The sequence below is a fragment of the Paenibacillus amylolyticus genome, from assembly GCF_047302515.1.
In the GTDB taxonomy this organism is placed as follows: domain Bacteria; phylum Bacillota; class Bacilli; order Paenibacillales; family Paenibacillaceae; genus Paenibacillus; species Paenibacillus amylolyticus_G.
This window is the reverse complement of the sequence record NZ_CP168019.1, coordinates 5,432,356-5,449,564: the sequence shown is the minus strand read 5'-3', so window position 1 is coordinate 5,449,564 and position 17,209 is coordinate 5,432,356. Positions and strand designations below refer to the sequence as shown.

18 protein-coding genes and 1 riboswitch are annotated in these 17,209 nt (G+C 47.8%); of the genes, 10 read left to right on the top strand and 8 right to left on the bottom strand.

All coding sequences use genetic code 11. From position 1 onward, the window contains the following. Positions 1 to 52: 52 nt before the first annotated feature. The 9 genes from ACDJ59_RS23730 to nfsA all read left to right on the top strand — a co-directional run bounded on the left by ACDJ59_RS23730 (position 53) and on the right by nfsA (position 8,628). Entirely contained in the window at positions 53 to 238 is a 186-nt protein-coding gene (locus tag ACDJ59_RS23730) for a hypothetical protein (protein ID WP_017691007.1), read from the top strand. Between the two features lie 121 nt (positions 239 to 359). Further along, a complete protein-coding gene (locus ACDJ59_RS23725; RefSeq protein WP_413406259.1) occupies positions 360 to 848 on the top strand; it encodes a GNAT family N-acetyltransferase in 489 nt (162 codons plus the stop codon). A gap of 51 nt (positions 849 to 899) precedes the next feature. Further along, positions 900 to 2,165: a hypothetical protein gene (locus ACDJ59_RS23720; RefSeq protein ID WP_413406257.1), complete on the top strand. Its 1,266-nt coding sequence runs from the start codon at positions 900 to 902 to the stop codon at positions 2,163 to 2,165. 99 nt (positions 2,166 to 2,264) lie between these two features. Next, on the top strand, positions 2,265 to 2,663 hold the full coding sequence (locus ACDJ59_RS23715) for a metal-sensitive transcriptional regulator (protein ID WP_237177576.1): 399 nt from the start codon (positions 2,265 to 2,267) through the stop codon (positions 2,661 to 2,663). A gap of 59 nt (positions 2,664 to 2,722) precedes the next feature. Beyond that, positions 2,723 to 2,923 carry a copper ion binding protein gene (locus ACDJ59_RS23710; RefSeq protein WP_036673156.1) on the top strand — a complete coding sequence of 67 codons (201 nt, stop codon included), beginning with the start codon at positions 2,723 to 2,725 and terminating at the stop codon, positions 2,921 to 2,923. Positions 2,924 to 3,139: 216 nt separating this feature from the next. Beyond that, positions 3,140 to 5,626, top strand: coding sequence for a heavy metal translocating P-type ATPase (locus ACDJ59_RS23705; RefSeq protein WP_413409902.1), 2,487 nt, complete (start codon positions 3,140 to 3,142; stop codon positions 5,624 to 5,626). 350 nt (positions 5,627 to 5,976) lie between these two features. Next, entirely contained in the window at positions 5,977 to 7,137 is a 1,161-nt protein-coding gene (locus tag ACDJ59_RS23700; RefSeq protein ID WP_036673157.1) for a YhgE/Pip domain-containing protein, read from the top strand. Between the two features lie 155 nt (positions 7,138 to 7,292). Continuing rightward, positions 7,293 to 7,892, top strand: coding sequence for a TetR family transcriptional regulator (locus ACDJ59_RS23695; RefSeq protein WP_413406253.1), 600 nt, complete (start codon positions 7,293 to 7,295; stop codon positions 7,890 to 7,892). Continuing rightward, entirely contained in the window at positions 7,885 to 8,628 is a 744-nt protein-coding gene (nfsA, locus tag ACDJ59_RS23690; RefSeq protein ID WP_413406251.1) for an oxygen-insensitive NADPH nitroreductase, read from the top strand. Before ACDJ59_RS23695 ends, nfsA begins: the two co-directional genes overlap by 8 nt. A 283-nt stretch (positions 8,629 to 8,911) precedes the next feature. On the opposite strand, the gene ACDJ59_RS23685 is transcribed toward nfsA, so the two are convergent. The 7 genes from ACDJ59_RS23685 to ACDJ59_RS23655 all read right to left on the bottom strand — a co-directional run bounded on the left by ACDJ59_RS23685 (position 8,912) and on the right by ACDJ59_RS23655 (position 14,835). Further along, entirely contained in the window at positions 8,912 to 9,742 is an 831-nt protein-coding gene (locus ACDJ59_RS23685; protein ID WP_413406249.1) for a TatD family hydrolase, read from the bottom strand. Positions 9,743 to 9,823: 81 nt separating this feature from the next. Beyond that, the gene (locus ACDJ59_RS23680; RefSeq protein ID WP_413406247.1) at positions 9,824 to 10,732 is read right to left on the bottom strand and encodes an ABC transporter ATP-binding protein; all 909 of its coding nucleotides are present in this window, start codon (positions 10,730 to 10,732) and stop codon (positions 9,824 to 9,826) included. Between the two features lie 37 nt (positions 10,733 to 10,769). After that, positions 10,770 to 11,528 (bottom strand): ABC transporter permease, encoded by a 759-nt coding sequence (locus ACDJ59_RS23675; protein WP_413406245.1) that lies wholly within the window; start codon positions 11,526 to 11,528, stop codon positions 10,770 to 10,772. Beyond that, on the bottom strand, positions 11,528 to 11,818 hold the full coding sequence (locus ACDJ59_RS23670) for an MTH1187 family thiamine-binding protein (RefSeq protein ID WP_127551654.1): 291 nt from the start codon (positions 11,816 to 11,818) through the stop codon (positions 11,528 to 11,530). Before ACDJ59_RS23670 ends, ACDJ59_RS23675 begins: the two co-directional genes overlap by 1 nt. 254 nt (positions 11,819 to 12,072) lie before the next feature. After that, a complete protein-coding gene (locus ACDJ59_RS23665) occupies positions 12,073 to 13,113 on the bottom strand; it encodes an ABC transporter substrate-binding protein (protein WP_413406242.1) in 1,041 nt (346 codons plus the stop codon). A gap of 305 nt (positions 13,114 to 13,418) precedes the next feature. Further along, positions 13,419 to 13,531, bottom strand: a riboswitch (TPP riboswitch). A 145-nt stretch (positions 13,532 to 13,676) separates the two neighbouring features. After that, positions 13,677 to 14,432 carry an NAD-dependent epimerase/dehydratase family protein gene (locus ACDJ59_RS23660; protein ID WP_413406240.1) on the bottom strand — a complete coding sequence of 252 codons (756 nt, stop codon included), beginning with the start codon at positions 14,430 to 14,432 and terminating at the stop codon, positions 13,677 to 13,679. 16 nt (positions 14,433 to 14,448) lie between these two features. Continuing rightward, positions 14,449 to 14,835, bottom strand: coding sequence for a VOC family protein (locus tag ACDJ59_RS23655; RefSeq protein WP_413406238.1), 387 nt, complete (start codon positions 14,833 to 14,835; stop codon positions 14,449 to 14,451). 182 nt (positions 14,836 to 15,017) lie between these two features. Here ACDJ59_RS23655 and ACDJ59_RS23650 point away from each other — a divergent pair, with 182 nt between their 5' ends. Further along, complete coding sequence (locus tag ACDJ59_RS23650; protein WP_413409901.1) at positions 15,018 to 15,518, top strand: hypothetical protein; 501 nt, start codon at positions 15,018 to 15,020, stop codon at positions 15,516 to 15,518. Positions 15,519 to 15,942: 424 nt separating this feature from the next. Here ACDJ59_RS23650 and ACDJ59_RS23645 read toward each other — a convergent pair whose 3' ends face one another. After that, positions 15,943 to 17,178, bottom strand: coding sequence for an MFS transporter (locus tag ACDJ59_RS23645; RefSeq protein WP_413406236.1), 1,236 nt, complete (start codon positions 17,176 to 17,178; stop codon positions 15,943 to 15,945). Positions 17,179 to 17,209 lie beyond the last annotated feature (31 nt).

The following is a 17,209-nucleotide window of genomic DNA, read 5'->3' as shown; positions in this document are numbered from 1 at the left end:
ACGTTATATAAAGGAACATCAACATGAATACGAAAAAAGGGAGGACTCTATGATGACACAGAACAATCAACCTCAGGACGAGGCGGAAATTCGCAACAAGCTGGATGAAGACGGGGATTCCTTGATGGAGAAAAAGAAAATTTTAAGCGGAGTCGACATTGAGCCGCAGGCGGACGAATGGGCAGCGAAGCCATCACCTGTTGCTTTTAATGAAGGAAATGCTTCTTCGAAAAAATAAACAATGAGCATCACATGGGCTTGATGGAATGAAGATAAATTTAGCGAAGCAGGTACCCTGATGGTATCTGCTTTTTGGTTGTATAATAATGTAAAATCCATGTGATGAAAGAGTGATGAGGATGAGTACTGGGACGATTAACATCAGAAAGGCAGAAATGAGGGATTACTCTGGCGTGTCATTACTGATGGATGAGCTACACCAGATGCATGTTGAGGCGCGCCCGGATATATACAGAGCGTTAGAGACCAGAATGGAGGAAAAGGAGTTTACCGAACTGCTGGAAACGGACAAGCGGTACCTGTATGTTGCCGAGTCTTTGGAAACGGGCTTGATTCTGGGTTACGGGAGTGCGCAGTTAAGTATTATTCAAGATAACCCATTAATGGTGGACCGCAAGATGTTATACATCCATGAACTTGTAGTAGATACCAAGCATCGGGGCCAAGGAACAGGCAAACAGTTACTACAAGCATTCATCGAGCTAGGGAGAGAGCTTCAGGCAGACAGCGTGGAATTGTCCGTGTCGACTTTTAACTCTGGGGCACAGGCTTTCTATGAACAGATGGGTCTGGTCGTCCGCAGCAGCAGGATGGAGTATACCTTGTAAGGCGGGACCAGTAGAGTGATAGGAACATGGGCATGGAGGGGAGGGAGGTGCATGAAGGGGATGAGAAGCATTAATGAAAAAGAACAACTGGGCCAGAATAGCATTCTGCAATCTACTGAGGATGTGGAATATCTTGTTCGCAGTGTGCAAAAACTGTTGGAGGAGCCTGACACAGTAATACAATGTTGGGAAGTTGAAAGCATCAATCCAGGGCTACTTAATTTCACCACATCAGGTATTTATCGAATTCGTGGAACGGCTACCGTAGTTGGAGCATCGCTGTCATGGTCACTTATTTTGAAATGCATTAAACCGGACTCAGCAGAGAAGGAAGATGTTACATACCATAACTATTGGAAAAGAGAAGCAGAGATATTCTCATCAGGGCTACTCGATCATTTACCAGGGCGTATCATAGCTCCACGTTGTTTCGCTATACAGGATAGACCGGATCAAACCATTGGGTTGTGGATGGAAGATGTGTCTGGTCAATCGAAGTGTGATCATGTCTGGTCTCTGGACGATTGGGGTTGGATTGCGGAATGCCTTGGTGAATTTCACGGAGCTTATCTCACGGGAACTTCACAACCCCAACAAGAATGGATCTGTCCGTATTGGCTCAAATCCTGGGTTAGCGGGTGTCGTCAGTATGCCCCTTCAATTCAAGAGCCTAAATTGGAAAGTGGATTTGGTGATGATGATACTGGAGCTAGAGGAAGGCATATTGGCGTAGGTGGTTCCGAGAGGTATGCCATTGCAGGAAGTATACAGGAGCAGGCCCATTCGATCTGGCAGTGGTTCAACCAATATAGTGGGCAGATGGAAAAGGTTATAAATTCACTAGACCCATTGCCACGAGTTCTATCTCATCAGGATCTGGCGCAAGGCAATATATTTTTGCCATCAGAACGTCTGGACGATAGCGTACTTACTCTCATCGATTGGCAATTCATGAGTATTTCTGGCGTTGGTGAAGAATTAGGGAAGCTGTTTGGGGTTAACGCAAGTTTTGGGCATATTGCAGCAGAGGACATATTTGCAGCTAAAGAGGAAGTGTTCGATCGCTACGTGCACGGACTTCGGACAGCAGGGTGGATAGGCGATGAAAGACTTGCAAGATATGGATACTGTGTCGCAGTTGCAGCTAGAAGTATGTGGGAAGTTCCTGAGTGGTTAAAATGGGTGGATCAGTCATGTACTGCTTCAGATAGTAATGAGGAGCTTGATCGGAAAATAAGTACCCGTGCCCGGATCATAACTATTCAGAAAGAGATGTCATTTGAAGCAGCTGAGTTGGCTCATGCTCTATTTACTTAGGAAGGATTCATCCATTTTTATCAAAATATCAGAATACTCTTGAATACCCCCATGGGGTATGTTACTCTTAGAAAAGAACGAAAGAAAAGGGGTGTTCAGATGGAACATCAGAGCCATCCCGAGGAACCTATGCAATCCTCCATTTCAGATTCAACGGAAGCTTCGGTTACAGTTCAAGAAGCGGTATCCTGTCATGCCGAGGGCAGTGATGGGAAGCATGTGCGCAAGAGTCACCATTCGCAGGAGATGAAGAGTAACCTGGTTTCTCGTTTGAACCGTGTGGAAGGTCAGATTCGCGGGATCAAGGGATTGATCGAGAAAGATACGTACTGTGATGATGTGCTGACGCAGATTGCGGCGGCTCAGTCTGCTCTTAATTCAGTAGGCAAACTTTTACTTGAAGGTCATATGAAGAGCTGTATCGTTGAGCGTATTCAGGCTGGTGAACATGAGGTTGTGGATGAACTGCTGGTTACGATGCGGAAGTTAATGAAGTAAGTTATATCAATTCACCTATTTAATTTATCATTTTAATATACCCCAAGGAGGAATTTAGAATGTCTAATGTTACATTGAACGTTACGGGAATGTCTTGCAATCACTGTGTGAAGTCGGTTGAAGAGGCTGTGAAGAATACCGGTGCGAGTGGTAAGGTTGATCTGGCAGCGGGAACAGTAGCGGTGGAATATGATGAGCAGAAAGTGAACGTGGATCAGATCAAAGCTGCGATTGAAGATCAGGGATACGATGTAGTCTAACGGGATCACAGGCTTAAACCGCACATGCTCATGGGCACAAAGAGGTCAGAGTGCCTTTTTCCAAGAGTCAGGTTTAAGCCTAATTTTCTGTCTGATATATACCCCTTGGGGGTATGTTGGGTGCAACATATAAAAAATTGAATTGACATGAAAGGAGCTGAAATGATGGATAACTCAACGAATAAACCAATGGATAGATCATCCGAACCCACACCAATGCCACCTATGGCAGAAGCACCAGGACTGAAGGCAACACTTCACATCACGGGGATGACGTGTGCTGCATGTTCGACACGAGTGGAGAAGGGCTTGTCCCGCATGGAAGGGGTGCATCAGGCCAACGTGAACCTTGCCATCGAACAGGCAACCGTTTCTTATGATCCGAAGACAACCAACGTGAACGCGTTGCGGGATAAAGTAGAGGCACTTGGCTACGGGACGGTGTCCGAATCGGTTGATCTGAACATCACCGGTATGACGTGTGCCGCCTGTTCTGCCCGGATTGAAAAAGGTCTTTCCCGACTACCGGGGGTATCTCAGGCGAATGTGAATCTGGCGCTGGAAACAGGACATATCGAATATGCCGCTGGTGCATTGAAACCTTCGGATATTACCGCCAAGATCAAGCAGATGGGCTACGGTGCTGAACTGCAATTGACACAAGAAGAGACCACATCGGTTCGTGAACGTGAGCTGCAACGCAAAAAGTGGAAATGGATGATATCTGCGTTGTTATCGATTCCTTTGCTGTGGGCAATGGTGGGGCATTTCTCGTTCACATCCGGAATCTATGTCCCAGATCTGTTCATGAACCCTTGGTTCCAGCTGATTCTGGCAACGCCAGTACAGTTCGTGATTGGATGGCAATTCTATGTGGGGGCATACAAAGCCCTACGTAACCGCAGTGCCAATATGGACGTTCTCGTCGCATTGGGTACCAGTGCAGCGTTTTTCTACAGTCTCTATCTGACGTTATCCAGTGGGTACTTGCCTTCTGCAACGATGGATCATGGGGCAATGGGAACGAGCACAGCCGCCATGCCTTCGGTAGAACTCTATTATGAGACAAGTGCAATTCTGATTACGTTAATTTTACTGGGAAAATGGTTCGAAGCTGTCGCGAAAGGTCGCTCTTCACAGGCAATCAAAAGCCTGATTGAACTGGCTCCACGTGAAGCTCGTGTCATCCGGGACGGACAGGAAGTTATGGTTCCGGCCGCATATGTTGCGGTGGGTGATCTGATCCTGGTCAAGCCGGGGGATAGCATCCCGGTGGATGGTATCGTTGAAGAAGGGCAATCCTCAGTAGATGAATCCATGCTTAGTGGAGAGAGTCTTCCCGTAGATAAAAAACCGGGAGATGCCGTTACAGGTGCTACGCTGAACAAAAACGGGGTATTACGGCTGCGTGCGACCCGAGTGGGCTCGGACACGGCTTTGTCTCAAATCATCAAAGTAGTCGAGCAAGCTCAGGGTTCCAAAGCACCAATCCAGCGGATTGCAGATGTCATTTCAGGCATATTTGTTCCAATTGTCGTTGGCATTGCCGCGCTGACATTCTTGATCTGGTATCTGTTTGCAAGTCCGGGTGACTTCGCTGGTTCCCTTGAAAAAGCGATTGCCGTGCTTGTCATTGCCTGTCCATGTGCACTGGGGCTGGCAACGCCGACCTCTGTCATGGCTGGATCAGGACGTGCGGCTGAATATGGCATTTTGTTCAAGGGCGGCGAACATCTGGAGTCGGCACAACAGATTCAGACCGTGGTGCTCGACAAAACAGGTACAGTAACCCAAGGTAAACCGGTCCTTACGGATGTTATCACGGCTCCGAATTGGACGGAATCTGATCTGCTTGAGCAAGTGGGAGCGGCCGAACAGAGTTCCGAGCATCCGCTGGCAGAGGCGATTGTTGCAGGTATTCATGCCAAGGGTCTGGAGCTACCCCCAACAGAGAATTTTGAGAACATACCGGGATACGGCGTGCGAGCTTCAGCAAAGGGGCTGGAAATTCTGGTCGGCACGCGTCGTTTGCTTGCAGATGCACAGGTGAATGTCTCTGAGGCAACCGTTCAGCAGATGAACCGTCTGGAGGAACAAGGGCGTACAGCGATGCTGGTAGCGGTGGATGGTCAGTGGGCAGGGATTGTGGCTGTGGCTGACACCATCAAGGATACCTCTCGAGAAGCCATTGGTCGACTTCAGGCGATGGGGATTGATGTCATCATGATCACGGGAGACAATGAGCGAACAGCTCGCGCTGTAGCAGAACAGGCAGGCATCGGTAAAGTTCTGGCTGAGGTTCTGCCGGAGGGTAAAGCTGCGGAAGTGAAGAAACTTCAGGAGAGTGGCCTGAAAGTTGCGATGGTAGGTGACGGCATTAATGATGCTCCGGCACTCGCTACAGCGGATATTGGGATGGCCATCGGAACAGGAACGGATGTAGCGATGGAAGCGGCGGATATTACGTTGATGCGTGGTGATCTGAACAGCATTGCAGATGCGATTGAGATGAGCCGGCGCACGATGGGTAACATCAAACAAAACCTGTTCTGGGCACTCGGATATAACGTTATTGGTATTCCCATTGCGGCAGTTGGCTTCTTGGCTCCATGGCTGGCAGGGGCGGCGATGGCGTTCAGCTCCGTGTCGGTTGTACTGAATTCCCTACGTCTGCAACGCATGAAGCTGAAGAGAAATGACTGACCGACCTTTGTTTGGAGATATATTCAACGCCTCATTGTTAATGAAGTGAGGATGAATAAATACGCGGTTCGCTGCGGCGGACCGTGTTTTTTGGTGAGAAAAATATAATTGAGTCGCCAGAAAGTAAGCCTAAATCGTTGGTATAGATGTTCTTTTCTACGGAAAGGAAAGCATAATGCTTTTTTGTGAAAATGGATCAATTGTATTCATGAATAGAGCTTACGTTTTCTGAATTTTTCAAAAAATGAGTTGACAATATGGACATATTCACATAAAATTTAAACGATCGTTTGATTCAAACAACTGTTTAAATCAAATTAGAACTATTTGAGTAATGGAGGACACCTTTTATGTTACAGGCTTTACGTACATTGTTTAAAAAACCGCCAGTGATTGTAGGGATTGTAACAGCACTTATGTTCCAAGTGATCTTTAGCGTGATCTGGATGACCGCATATTCTGGAGTAAATGACCGTGCGAAAGAATTGACGGTTGCGATTGTGAACGAGGACGGAGAAATGTCCAAAGGAATCGCAGATTCGCTCGCAGGAACACTGCCTTTCCATACCGTATCCAATCTGAGTGCGGCTGAAGCGTTGGACCAGCTGAATCATCACCAAGTACACATGGTGCTGGATATCCCGGCTGGGTTTAACGAATTGCTTCAGACGGCTGGCTCAACCGCTGAGATTAAATACACCATTAATGAAGCGAACCCGGTTACGATTAAAAGCATGATGCAAGGTGTATCACAAAGTGTGACAAACACGATTAACAAACAAGCTACAGCACAAGGAGTACAGACGGTGTTAACCGCTTCAGGTGCGCCTGCCGATCAGGCTGCTGAAGCCGCTACAAATCTGACTACCCGAGTGGAAGGAACGACAACGTCTATCAACCCGGTTAACGGGATGAATAATCAGATGGTGCCGATGATGATGGTACTGGCTTCCTATGTAGGTGCCATGATCATGGGGATGAACCTCCAGACAGCCATGGGTATGCTGTCATCTACCTATTCCCGATTGACTTTGTTTGGCGCGAGAGTAGTCATTAATGTGGGTTCTGCATTGGTTGTTTCCTTGCTGGGATCATCGCTGATCGTGGCGCTGGGAGGACAGATTGCACAAGGATTCGTTGCATTCTGGTTGTTCCAGGCGCTCTTCCTGTGCACGTTTATGTTCTTCTCCCAGTTCTTCCTGATCTGCTTCGGACCAGCAGGAAGTCTGTTCAACATCATCTCACTGTCCTTGCAACTGGTATCTTCCGGCGCAATGGTACCGCGTGAATTGCTGAACAGCTTCTATAGCGGCATTGGGCAGTACCTGCCTGCAACATACGCCGTTCAGGGTATTCTGAGCGTGCAGTTGGGAGGCCCAGGAGTTCAGTCTGCTGCGGGCTCTATCGTGATTGTGCTGTTGGTTGCCGTTGCGTTGTCACTGGTCGTGACGTTGTTGAAAAAACAACGTATGCCAGCTATGGCTCCAAGTCCGGCTCAAGCGAACAACTAATACAGCAGATGTATTCCATTGCATCATAGGATAGGACAAGCACCCCGATGATTTTCATCGGGGTGCTTGGTGTAATATAATAGACAGATGATTCGCTGGCTGCAGTCCTTGAGCTGGAGCGAATGAGATGAACGGACAAGAGGGAGCGGGACGGAATGACGGAACCGGAGTTGGATATCAAAACGAGGATATTGCTTGCAGCCAAGAAGCTTTTTGCACAGCAAGGGTATGACGGGACGAGTGTTCGTCAAATATGTGATGAGGCAGGTGCCAATGTGTCGTTGGTGTCTTATCATTTTGGGGGAAAAGAAAAGGTGTTCGAAGCATTATTTGAGCATTTTTTCCCTGGGCATATGATGAACTCGCTGGCGGAAGAGTCAATGTCCTCGCCTGTGGAAGGTATCCGACGAATTATTGGTGAAGTTGTGAAGTTCACGATGACGGACAGGGAGATGAGCGATATTGTACAGCTGGAAATTACACTGCGCACACATCGCACAGCTACCGTATTTCGTTTTCTGGACCCCGTCTGGACCCGAGTGAGGGATCTGCTGCAAGAAGGAAAAGACCAGGGATTGTTCCAGATCGAGTCCGTATCCTATGCGATGCTTCAGGTTATGGGTGTGGCTTTGGCACACAAACGGGCTAAGAATTCACGCTTTGGTTTTGATTATCAGGATATGAATACAGACGAGCTTGCTAAGCAGACGATTGAGTTCGTACTTCGAGGATTGGGAGTGAACAGCCATGAATGAAACCATTGAGTTGATGATGAAACACCGCTCTGTACGCAAATTCAAGTCAGACCCGGTGAGTGAAGAGCAGCTTGCAGCCATCGTAGCGGCAGGGCAGATGGCTTCCTCTTCAAGTAGTGTGCAAGCATATACCGTGATTGCTGTGACTGACATAGAGCAGAAAGCCAAGCTTGCTGAATTGGCAGGCAATCAAGCTTACGTCAATGAATGTCCGGTCTTTCTTGTATGGTGTGCCGATCTGTATCGACTGAGTGATGCTGCGAAACGCCATCTTCCCGAGAAAGAGTCGTATGCCGATTCGACGGAGAATTTCATGGTAGCCACGATTGATGCTGCACTGGCTTCCCAGAATGCCGCTCTTGCGGCAGAGTCACTCGGTTTCGGAATCGTATATATCGGCGGGCTTCGTACCCGGATTGAGGAAGTAGCTGAGTTATTGGGATTGCCGGAAGGGGTATTTCCGGTGTATGGCATGTGTATTGGTGTTGCAGATCAGGAAACGGGAATTCGCCCGCGTCTGCCACTGGATGCAGTCCTGCATCATAATCGTTATAATGCTGAGCAGAGCATCAAAGGTGTTGAGCAGTATGATGAGACAACGACGGCGTACATGAAAGAACGGACTAACGGTGAACGAACGACCCCATGGTCCGAACTGATGGCGAAGCGCCTGACTGAGCCGACAAGGTTGCAAGTGAGACCGTTCCTGGAAGGCAAAGGATTCTTGAAGCGTTAAGTTGAACTGAAGGTAGTTACACTTGCCACTCCGATGACAGAACAACCTTCCGATCGCTGTTATCCCCAGATTTTTTGATCCAATTTTTGTGAAGGTGAAAATCTAGTGATAAAGGCGACCGCTCTGCTTCCTCAGGTTATTTCTGTCCTCTACGTTCCTGTGTAAAAATTTAGTTCAACTGATATATAATAGTAGACTAGAAGTCAGTCGGGGCGAAGCCGACTGGCTTCTTTGTGCTGTGCTGGCAGGACAAGCGAGTGTGCTTGCTGCTATCAGATTGTAATCAAGTTAAACCATAGAAACGCTTTGTGTTCTGATAAAAGAGACGGGCGGCCCGCTCGGTTCCCATGCCAGTGATTTCACTCCATGCCTGGACGACCTGTCTGGTCATGGCCGGGTGTGTCATTCGTCCCTGAAATGGCCCTTCGAAGGGCCAAGGTCCGTCGGTCTCGGCCATCACTTGTTCTGATGGATATTGCCGGGCGAGTTCACGAATCTCTTCTTCATACCGAATATCCGGCGTGAAAGAGATGAAATAGCCGTTGTCTGCCATACGCCTTATGGTTTGGCGAGATCCTTTGAACCAGTGGAAATGAGCACGTCGGAATTGATATTGCTCCAGCAGATCACAGACGATATCCGCATCTTCGTATACCGCATGAAGGACAAGTGGTTTGTTATGCTTTTTGGCAAGTTGGATGAAACGTTCAAGCAACTTGATATACCCGCTCTGATCGAAGCGCTGCCCTGCCTGTTCCGCTTCCAGACGGTTGTAATAGGGAAGACCGACTTCTCCTATGGCTATGGCTTGTCCCATATGCTTCTTAATCCATTGGAAGAACAGGTCCATTTCTGCAACGGGCGGCAGTTCCTGTTCCGGATGGAAACCGAAGGCTGGATAGATGGTGCGTGGATGTTGTTTTGCAAGCTCCAGATTGGCCTGGGCAGAAGCGAGATTCATGGACACAGCAATGACTGCCTCGACTTGCTGAGACGGGAAAGATAACAGCATCTCGCGTTGTTTGTCAGGGGTATACTGATCGAAGTGAATATGAGCATCAATTAATGGTGCAAAAGCTTGAGAATGCACGAGGGAATTCCTCCTTGTGGTCATTTATATTCTAACTATGTTACGCAGAATTTCTTGTGATGGATCACCCATTAAAGGAAAATAATAACTTAAAAACCCGCACTATTATGATAGGCGGGCTTTCTGCTGTTCTTCTCTCATCCACTGTGCAATCTGCCGTTTACGCTCCAGAAAAGCGGATTCCTCCGTAATTTCTTCTCGTCTTGGGCGATCAAAAGGAACATGTACCTCGTGCAACACCGTTGCAGGTCGGTTGGATAACACATAGACCCGATCCGCTAGCAGCAATGCTTCTTCGATATTATGGGTGATGAACAGCACCGAGCGGCGGTTCTGTTCCCAGATATCGAGCAGCCAGCGCTGCATGTCGCTACGTGTCAGTGCATCCAGCGCGCTGAAAGGTTCGTCCAGCAGCATGAGTTCCTGCGGACTGAGCAGGGCGCGCAAAAATGCAGCACGCTGCTGCATTCCGCCCGACAGCATATGAGGGTATGCCTGCTCGAACCCGGCAAGACCCACGCTGCTTAACCACTTTCGAGCCTCTGAAAGTGCTTCGGCCCGAGGGGGTGCACTTGAGGCTACTTCACCAGCAAGCAGTACATTATCTTCAATGGTACGCCAAGGGAAAAGAGCGGGCTGTTGCGGCATATAACTAATCTTGCCACGCTGTCCCGTTACATTCTGACCGTTCATAAGCACTTGGCCTTCCTGTGGCTTCAGCAGACCGCCGATGATATGGAACAGGGTGCTTTTGCCACAGCCGGATGGACCAACGATAGCGACAAACTCGCCTTGCTCCACAGTCAGGGACAGGCCGTTCAGAACCGGTAGCTTGCTGCGCCGTTCACGGAATGATACATGAACATCAACGACGTCCAGTGCAGGTGAAACCGGAGCAGGAGCAGTATTGGCAGGTCGATCAGGCGTAGCTGGGTGGAGTTTTTCATCGTGCGTTGGCTCCATTACACTTGCTCCTCGTCCAGGCTGGACTTGTTCATCCTGTTGCCGATTCATATGGTCATCACTTCCTAATATACAGATTACTTCTTTACTATCGCTTCTGTGGCCGCCAGCGCACGAGAAGCTTCTCCAGTAGGGCAATGAACAGGAAGAGCAGCAAGCTGAGCGCGACAATAATCATGATCGCCACGAATAAGCGGTCCGTACGATAAGCCGACTTTTGCAGCATCATATAATAACCAATACCCTTGTCTGCACCAATCCATTCGGCGATGATGGCACCCATCACGCTATAGGTAGCGGCGATTTTGACACCGGAGAACACGAATGGCAGCGCATGGGGGAGCTCCAGCTTCCAGAAGATCTGATGACGTTTCGCACCAGCCATGCGCATATAGTTCATCATCGCTGCATCTGTACGGGTCAAGCCGTCCATGGCTGCCACCGCAACGGGGAAGAAACAGACGAGGATGATCGTAATCAGCTTGGGCAGTAGCCCGAATCCGAACCAGATTAACAGGAGCGGCGCGAGCGCGATGGTTGGGATATTTTGACTAAGAATAAGTAAAGGATACAGGGCTGACTTGAGAAAAGGGACCAAATGCAGCACCATCGCAATCAGTAATCCAACCGCTGTTCCAGCGGCGAATCCAATCAGCGTTAACTGAATGGTTGCGGAAGCGTGCATACCAAGTCGTTCGGCCTGGGTTGCCGCTTCGCGGGCGATGTCGGACGGTGCAGGCAGCATCCATTTCTCAATATGGAAGAGGGAGACGGCTCCCTGCCATATCGCTATAAAGAGAATAACCGCCACAATGGGCGGCCATACACTTTTAAAATAGGCAGGCATTAGCGGTATTTCTCCGTCAGGGTATCCATGCTGAAGCCAGCAGGGCTATGGGCGATTTTGATCTGGGAGATGATGCTTGGGCTGCCAGCCTCCACAAGTACCTCGTGCATCTTGCGGACAACCTCCAGCAGTTCCTCCAGTTCCCCCTCCATCGTGGTGTCGAGCGCGTTCACCTGATATTTCAGGCCGGATTGCTGAATAACTTCAATGGCGCGATCTACGTAAGGATAAGAGTTCTCGCCATTTGGCGTTTTCGGGATAACCTGAATGCTAAGTAATGTGCTTGCCATGAGAGATCACGGCTCCTTTCGTGATAAATTGCATGAATTAAACCAAGTTTACACTTATCACTCCGATTGCAGTACCCTCTTCCGATCACTGTTATCCCCGGATTTCTTTAATGAATTCTAATGGAGGAAATCCGGGGATAGCGTATGCTTCCGATGCAGCTTTCTTTCAGAAAGCTTTTAGGTGAGCGCTTCGCTTCTTCAGATGGGTTCTGCACTCTTCGTTCTTGTGTAAAAAAGTTAAACTTAAGCAATTTTTATTGGGGTAAAAACTCGTTTGTATATGCTTTGCTCACATCGATCTGTTCATCGAGAAGTTTTTTGCTAAACATCCAGTCGGTGTAGTTCTGCCATACTTCCTGTTTTTGTTCTCCCCAGCGCGGGGCGTCATCTGTGTATTTTGGACTAAGCCATTTCTGGCTTGCGAGCACGAGGTCTTTATCCAGATCCGGTACGGCCTTGATCAGAATGTTCGCAGCGTCTTCGGGATGATCAATCGCATATTGATACCCCTCGGAGGTGGCTTTCAGGAATGCTTTCACCAACTCAGGGTCGTTTTGGATCGTCTGCTCGTTTGTTACGAGGACAGGCGTGTAGTAATCCAATGCTTCTGAATAATCCTTCACATATAACATGTCGATCGGTTCCCCGCGCAGTTCGGCTTCAATACCTGTCCAGGCGTAGAAAATCCAGGCAAAATCGATATCGCGTTTCACAGCGGTAAAGAAGTCAGCATCGCCCATGTTAATATTTTTTACTTTCGATACATCGGCTCCGTCGCCTTCCATAATGGATTGCATCACGGCCTCTTCGACTGGGGAACCCCAACCGCCATAGGTTTTACCTTCAAAATCTTTCGGTGACTTGATATTCCGATCCGCCGGAGCAGCGAAACCAGATGTATTATGCTGAATAACTGCTGCGATGGAGACGAGTGGAACACCCTGTGTGCGGGCTTGAGTTACACTCTCCTGATAACTTACGCCAAAAGGCACTTCATTGGAGGCAACCATCGTATCTGCGCCACCGGCACCTGGTTGTACAATCTCCACGTTCAAGCCTTCGGCCTTGTAAAAACCTTGATCTACAGCCGCATACAGGCCTGTGTGATTCGTATTCGGTGTCCAGTCGAGCACCACTTTAATATCTTTCAGGGCGGCAGTGTCACCTTCGTTGCTGCTTTCCGTATTTGTGTTGCCGTTCTGCCCAGCTGGGGCAGCTTCTTTGCCACCACATGCGGCTACAGTCACCATAAGCACGCATAAGAGCAACAATCCCATCGTTTTACGCCATTTCATCTGTGGTTCTCTCCTTCGGTATATCCGGCCGATTGGCACGGGGTACTCCTTGGCTTCATATCCAATCATCTTGCATAAATCGACAGATTTATACCAGTTGAGCTCTGGATGACGTTATTTTAAACATAAGAAAACGTCTATCGATGTCATTCGAAGAAGCCAGACCGCGTTTAGCGGCAGTTTTTCTTGCAATATCAGAAAGGTGATGCCTCCAAACTTATACTCTCTGATAGACAAAAAAAGCGTCCCATAGTCCGGGACGCGTGCAGGCGTTAGAGAGGTGGCGTTCAGCCATAGGGCTGTGCCATTTCGATATACTCCGATTCCTACGCTGGCATGATCCAGATCAGGTCTAAGGGTTAGTATCTTGGTGGGATACACTCTCAGCCGGCCAATTCCGACTCCCCTGGGAAACTATGAAGTTACGGGCATTACTAGGTGTAATTATAGGCCAGCCGGTGGAACGTGTCCAGTCAGGAACTGGATGGGTACACGTATGAACTTATCAAAGAGGCCGTTATACATATGTATAACAGCCTGTTTGGATGTGTTATTTTCAATAATTATCGTGGCGAATCATATAAGGAAATCTGACTGAGTGCAAAAGCATCGGATTTCGGATCATAGCCTACCTGTTTCTGAGTGGTTTCCAGATTCAATCGTTTAAACCGATTATTCGAGATCCCATGCAGTATGGTGAAGGGCTCCAGATCGGTAGCTGTAATTGCTTTGAACATCAAATCACACAAGTCAGCCGGACTAATATACGCGCTCATATCCCTTGCCTCCAGCGCTGGTCCGTCCGGTTGAAAGTCATCATATGCACCTATACGTACCGCAACACTTTGTAAACCTTCGGTATACGCAAAATAGGAAGCGAGCGATTCTCCAAAACATTTGCTAACCCCGTACAAATTCCGTGGGCGTGTCGGCATGTCTGGATAGACTTGAGCATCAATGGGATACCCCTCAATCGTCTGTGCACTGCTTGCCAGAATGACTCTTTGCACACCTTGGTCTTTAGCTGCGCGGAATACATTAAATGTACCTTTGATATTGATGTCCAACAACGATTCATAAAACCCGGCATTCGGGGAAGGGTCTCCCGCCAGATGTACAACCACATCCATGCCTTCGCAAGCATGCTGACAGGCTTCGGGATCTGTCACATCCAGTGTCATGATCTCATGGCCGGTCCCTTGATACGTATGCAGTCTGTCGATATTTAAATCCGTTAGTCGAAGGTGAAATGCCTCTGACAAGTGTTGGGACAAGTCACGTCCAATTTTTCCGGCTGCGCCGGTAATTATAATGTTCATAAATCAACTCCAATTCTTAGCGTTGGAAGAACTCAATCCATTCCTTTTCAGGTCCATAGATGAAGAAATAACGGTAACCGTTAGGCAGTGTGATAATCTCTCCATCGATAAATTCGGCTTCGGTAGCTTGAATGCGATTGTACTCAGAATCAAGATTATCCACGTGGATGGCAAAATGGTGCACGGTTCCTTCGGCAGGTAGCTTGTCGCTGTACCCTTGAATTAACTCAATCTCAGTCTCGTTACTTCCATTGAAGCCAAGAAAGGCGAGCTGAATGGCGCCGTTGGTGTGGGTTACCCGGTCTTTCAATTCAAGACCAACAATCTCCGTATAGAAACGCAGCGTGGTCTCCAGATCACGCACGACAATGCCGACGTGGTCAATGCGTTTTTGAAAACTCATAATCCAAATCCTCCTTATGTAGTGAATGTTTCTACCATTTTAAGGGATATGATAGGGTTATACTACATGGTTGTCAAATCCAGTTTTAATTTGGAAAAATCATAATTGTTCACAGAATGTTCACTTATGTGGAGGGTTTCGTCATCTCTATAATTACGAGGTAAACAGAGAGGATGAGAGAATTGCCAACCAGCAAGAAGGAACAGATTATTTTTGGATTAATGATGTGTACAGGAATGGTCTTGGTCATGATGTTCTTCAATCTATGGCACAGTGGGTTACTCGGCAAGATGTCCCCGCTTGAGATACTGCTTCAATTCATATTATGTTTTGTCATCGCGTTTCTGGTGGAGTCTTTCATTGTTGGCCCTGTGGCGAGAAAGATTGCATTCTCCTTGCCCTTTGACAAGTCCAACAAGATTTTGGGTGTGCTCGTCATGTCATTTTTCATGGTGATTGGCATGGTTCTGATCATGTCCATGTATGGAATGATCTCGGCATATCTTGCGGATCAATTAAGTGGGGCGTCCTTACTCCGTACGTACCTTCACACAATCGCTCGTAACTTCAGCCTGGCGCTTCCATATCAATTGATCATTCTGGGTCCACTCGTGCGATATGTATTCGGTAAATTCATCAAGGATAACGGGCCCGTAATGCCTGTCGTTAACAAAAGCGTGTGATAGAGCTGGTTCCGAAGTATTTCCTGGGCAATCTTGTGGAAATGAATAGATATTATTCTCACCTTTAATGAAAGGTGATTAGAGAGGCAAAGATAGGGCACTTGCCACCATGATTACAGTGCTAACGAATCGAGGACACCTTATTAGGCCGGTTTTTAGGAAATGAAAAATCTAACGAATCTCAGCGGCGTTATTATGCTAAGAAACTGCAACGAGACCTTGAATTTTAGATAATTACCTACAATAACGTCTCTAGGATTCGTTAGATTTCAAATATGCGGAAATGGAGGGGAATAGCGTGTGCTAGGTTTGTTAGAACAGAGTAATGCTACAAAAAGATGTCCACCGTCAGGTCATGACAGTAGACATCTTGATTTCTTTAATAGGTATTTCTAATCCTCAGGACTGGATCAACAGAGAACTGTTAAGTCGCAGAATTGGCTATATGTTTGTTCTGCCATTGATACGTGATTACGCTAATGACAAGCAGGCCAACTGCAAAGATCGCAAGCATCCATGCAGACTGATTAACCGCCAGATGATCAAGACTCCATCCCGTAGTCAAAGGCAGAATGGCACCGCCAACCCCACCTGAGGCAATCAAAATGCTGGGTGTGGATTCTTCTGTTCCGGGCAGCAGTTTACTGGCGAAGACAAGGGCAATGGAGAATATCCCTGACATCGCAAGTCCAAGCAGTAAGATGATGAGAAATGCAGACCAGATTTGGTTTGTAAATGGAAATATCATTAACAAGAGAACAGATGCAAGACAACTGTACAGGACATATACGCGGTATTGGAATTTTTCTGCGATATAACCGGCGAAGAGCCGTCCCACGGACATGGCAATCCAGAAACAGGTGACACTAAGCACTGCTCCTGCTTCCTTCATGTTCATTTTCTCAATCAGGATCGCCGGCATGAAGTTCGCAAGACTCATCTCTGTGCCAACATAGAGGAAGAAGAACAGGACGAATAATACCAGAAGAGTCCTGTTACGGCCACGATAGGTTGGACTGGATGTACTTGCAGATGCGGGATTCATCTCACCCGATGTCCCAGCAGAGTGCGTATTTACGGAAGCATGATTTGAACTCTGTCGCTCCAGAAACTTATCGAGTTCACCGAATGATCCTTTCGCCCAGAAAACAAAGGTCAGCGCTGCGCAGATCGCAACAACGAGAAAGGAGAGACGCCAGTATCCGGCAGCAATCAGACCGCTGGCAATGAGCGGCATGACCATCGCCCCAATCCCGAATAACACTTCCAGTCGACTCATAGCAACGGCTGTATTGTCTTTGATTGCAGCGATGATAATGGTGCCAATAACAGCTTCAACCATTCCGAATCCAAAGCCGGCAGCGGGTGCAATGACGAACATCCAGCCCCATGGTGGCAGCAGCATGTAGGATAATTCTGCAATACAGAGCAACGCTGTGGCGATTAACAGGCCTCCCCGTTTACCAAAGCGTCTGTTCAGCCATGGAGATAACAATACACCACCCAGGAATCCGGCAAATTGAGCAAAGATCAGCGTTCCGCCTTGGCTATAATCTTTGCCGTAATGTTCAAGTGCAACCGGTAGAATGGAACCGAGCACAACGTGGGCAAGTCCAATCAGGAAATAGGACAGACATCCGATCCAAAGTAATTTTTTCATAAAGAACTCCTTCTACTTATATACATAAATT

Bases quoted from the DNA above. Each gene is read 5' to 3' on its own strand.
- ACDJ59_RS23730 (WP_017691007.1), top strand. From the start codon at position 53: ATGACACAGAACAATCAACCTCAGGACGAGGCGGAAATTCGCAACAAG.
- ACDJ59_RS23725 (WP_413406259.1), top strand. From the start codon at position 360: ATGAGTACTGGGACGATTAACATCAGAAAGGCAGAAATGAGGGATTAC.
- ACDJ59_RS23720 (WP_413406257.1), top strand. From the start codon at position 900: ATGAAGGGGATGAGAAGCATTAATGAAAAAGAACAACTGGGCCAGAAT.
- ACDJ59_RS23715 (WP_237177576.1), top strand. From the start codon at position 2,265: ATGGAACATCAGAGCCATCCCGAGGAACCTATGCAATCCTCCATTTCA.
- ACDJ59_RS23710 (WP_036673156.1), top strand. From the start codon at position 2,723: ATGTCTAATGTTACATTGAACGTTACGGGAATGTCTTGCAATCACTGT.
- ACDJ59_RS23705 (WP_413409902.1), top strand. From the start codon at position 3,140: ATGCCACCTATGGCAGAAGCACCAGGACTGAAGGCAACACTTCACATC.
- ACDJ59_RS23700 (WP_036673157.1), top strand. From the start codon at position 5,977: ATGTTACAGGCTTTACGTACATTGTTTAAAAAACCGCCAGTGATTGTA.
- ACDJ59_RS23695 (WP_413406253.1), top strand. From the start codon at position 7,293: ATGACGGAACCGGAGTTGGATATCAAAACGAGGATATTGCTTGCAGCC.
- nfsA (WP_413406251.1), top strand. From the start codon at position 7,885: ATGAATGAAACCATTGAGTTGATGATGAAACACCGCTCTGTACGCAAA.
- ACDJ59_RS23685 (WP_413406249.1), bottom strand. From the start codon at position 9,742: ATGACCACAAGGAGGAATTCCCTCGTGCATTCTCAAGCTTTTGCACCA.
- ACDJ59_RS23680 (WP_413406247.1), bottom strand. From the start codon at position 10,732: ATGAATCGGCAACAGGATGAACAAGTCCAGCCTGGACGAGGAGCAAGT.
- ACDJ59_RS23675 (WP_413406245.1), bottom strand. From the start codon at position 11,528: ATGCCTGCCTATTTTAAAAGTGTATGGCCGCCCATTGTGGCGGTTATT.
- ACDJ59_RS23670 (WP_127551654.1), bottom strand. From the start codon at position 11,818: ATGGCAAGCACATTACTTAGCATTCAGGTTATCCCGAAAACGCCAAAT.
- ACDJ59_RS23665 (WP_413406242.1), bottom strand. From the start codon at position 13,113: ATGAAATGGCGTAAAACGATGGGATTGTTGCTCTTATGCGTGCTTATG.
- ACDJ59_RS23660 (WP_413406240.1), bottom strand. From the start codon at position 14,432: ATGAACATTATAATTACCGGCGCAGCCGGAAAAATTGGACGTGACTTG.
- ACDJ59_RS23655 (WP_413406238.1), bottom strand. From the start codon at position 14,835: ATGAGTTTTCAAAAACGCATTGACCACGTCGGCATTGTCGTGCGTGAT.
- ACDJ59_RS23645 (WP_413406236.1), bottom strand. From the start codon at position 17,178: ATGAAAAAATTACTTTGGATCGGATGTCTGTCCTATTTCCTGATTGGA.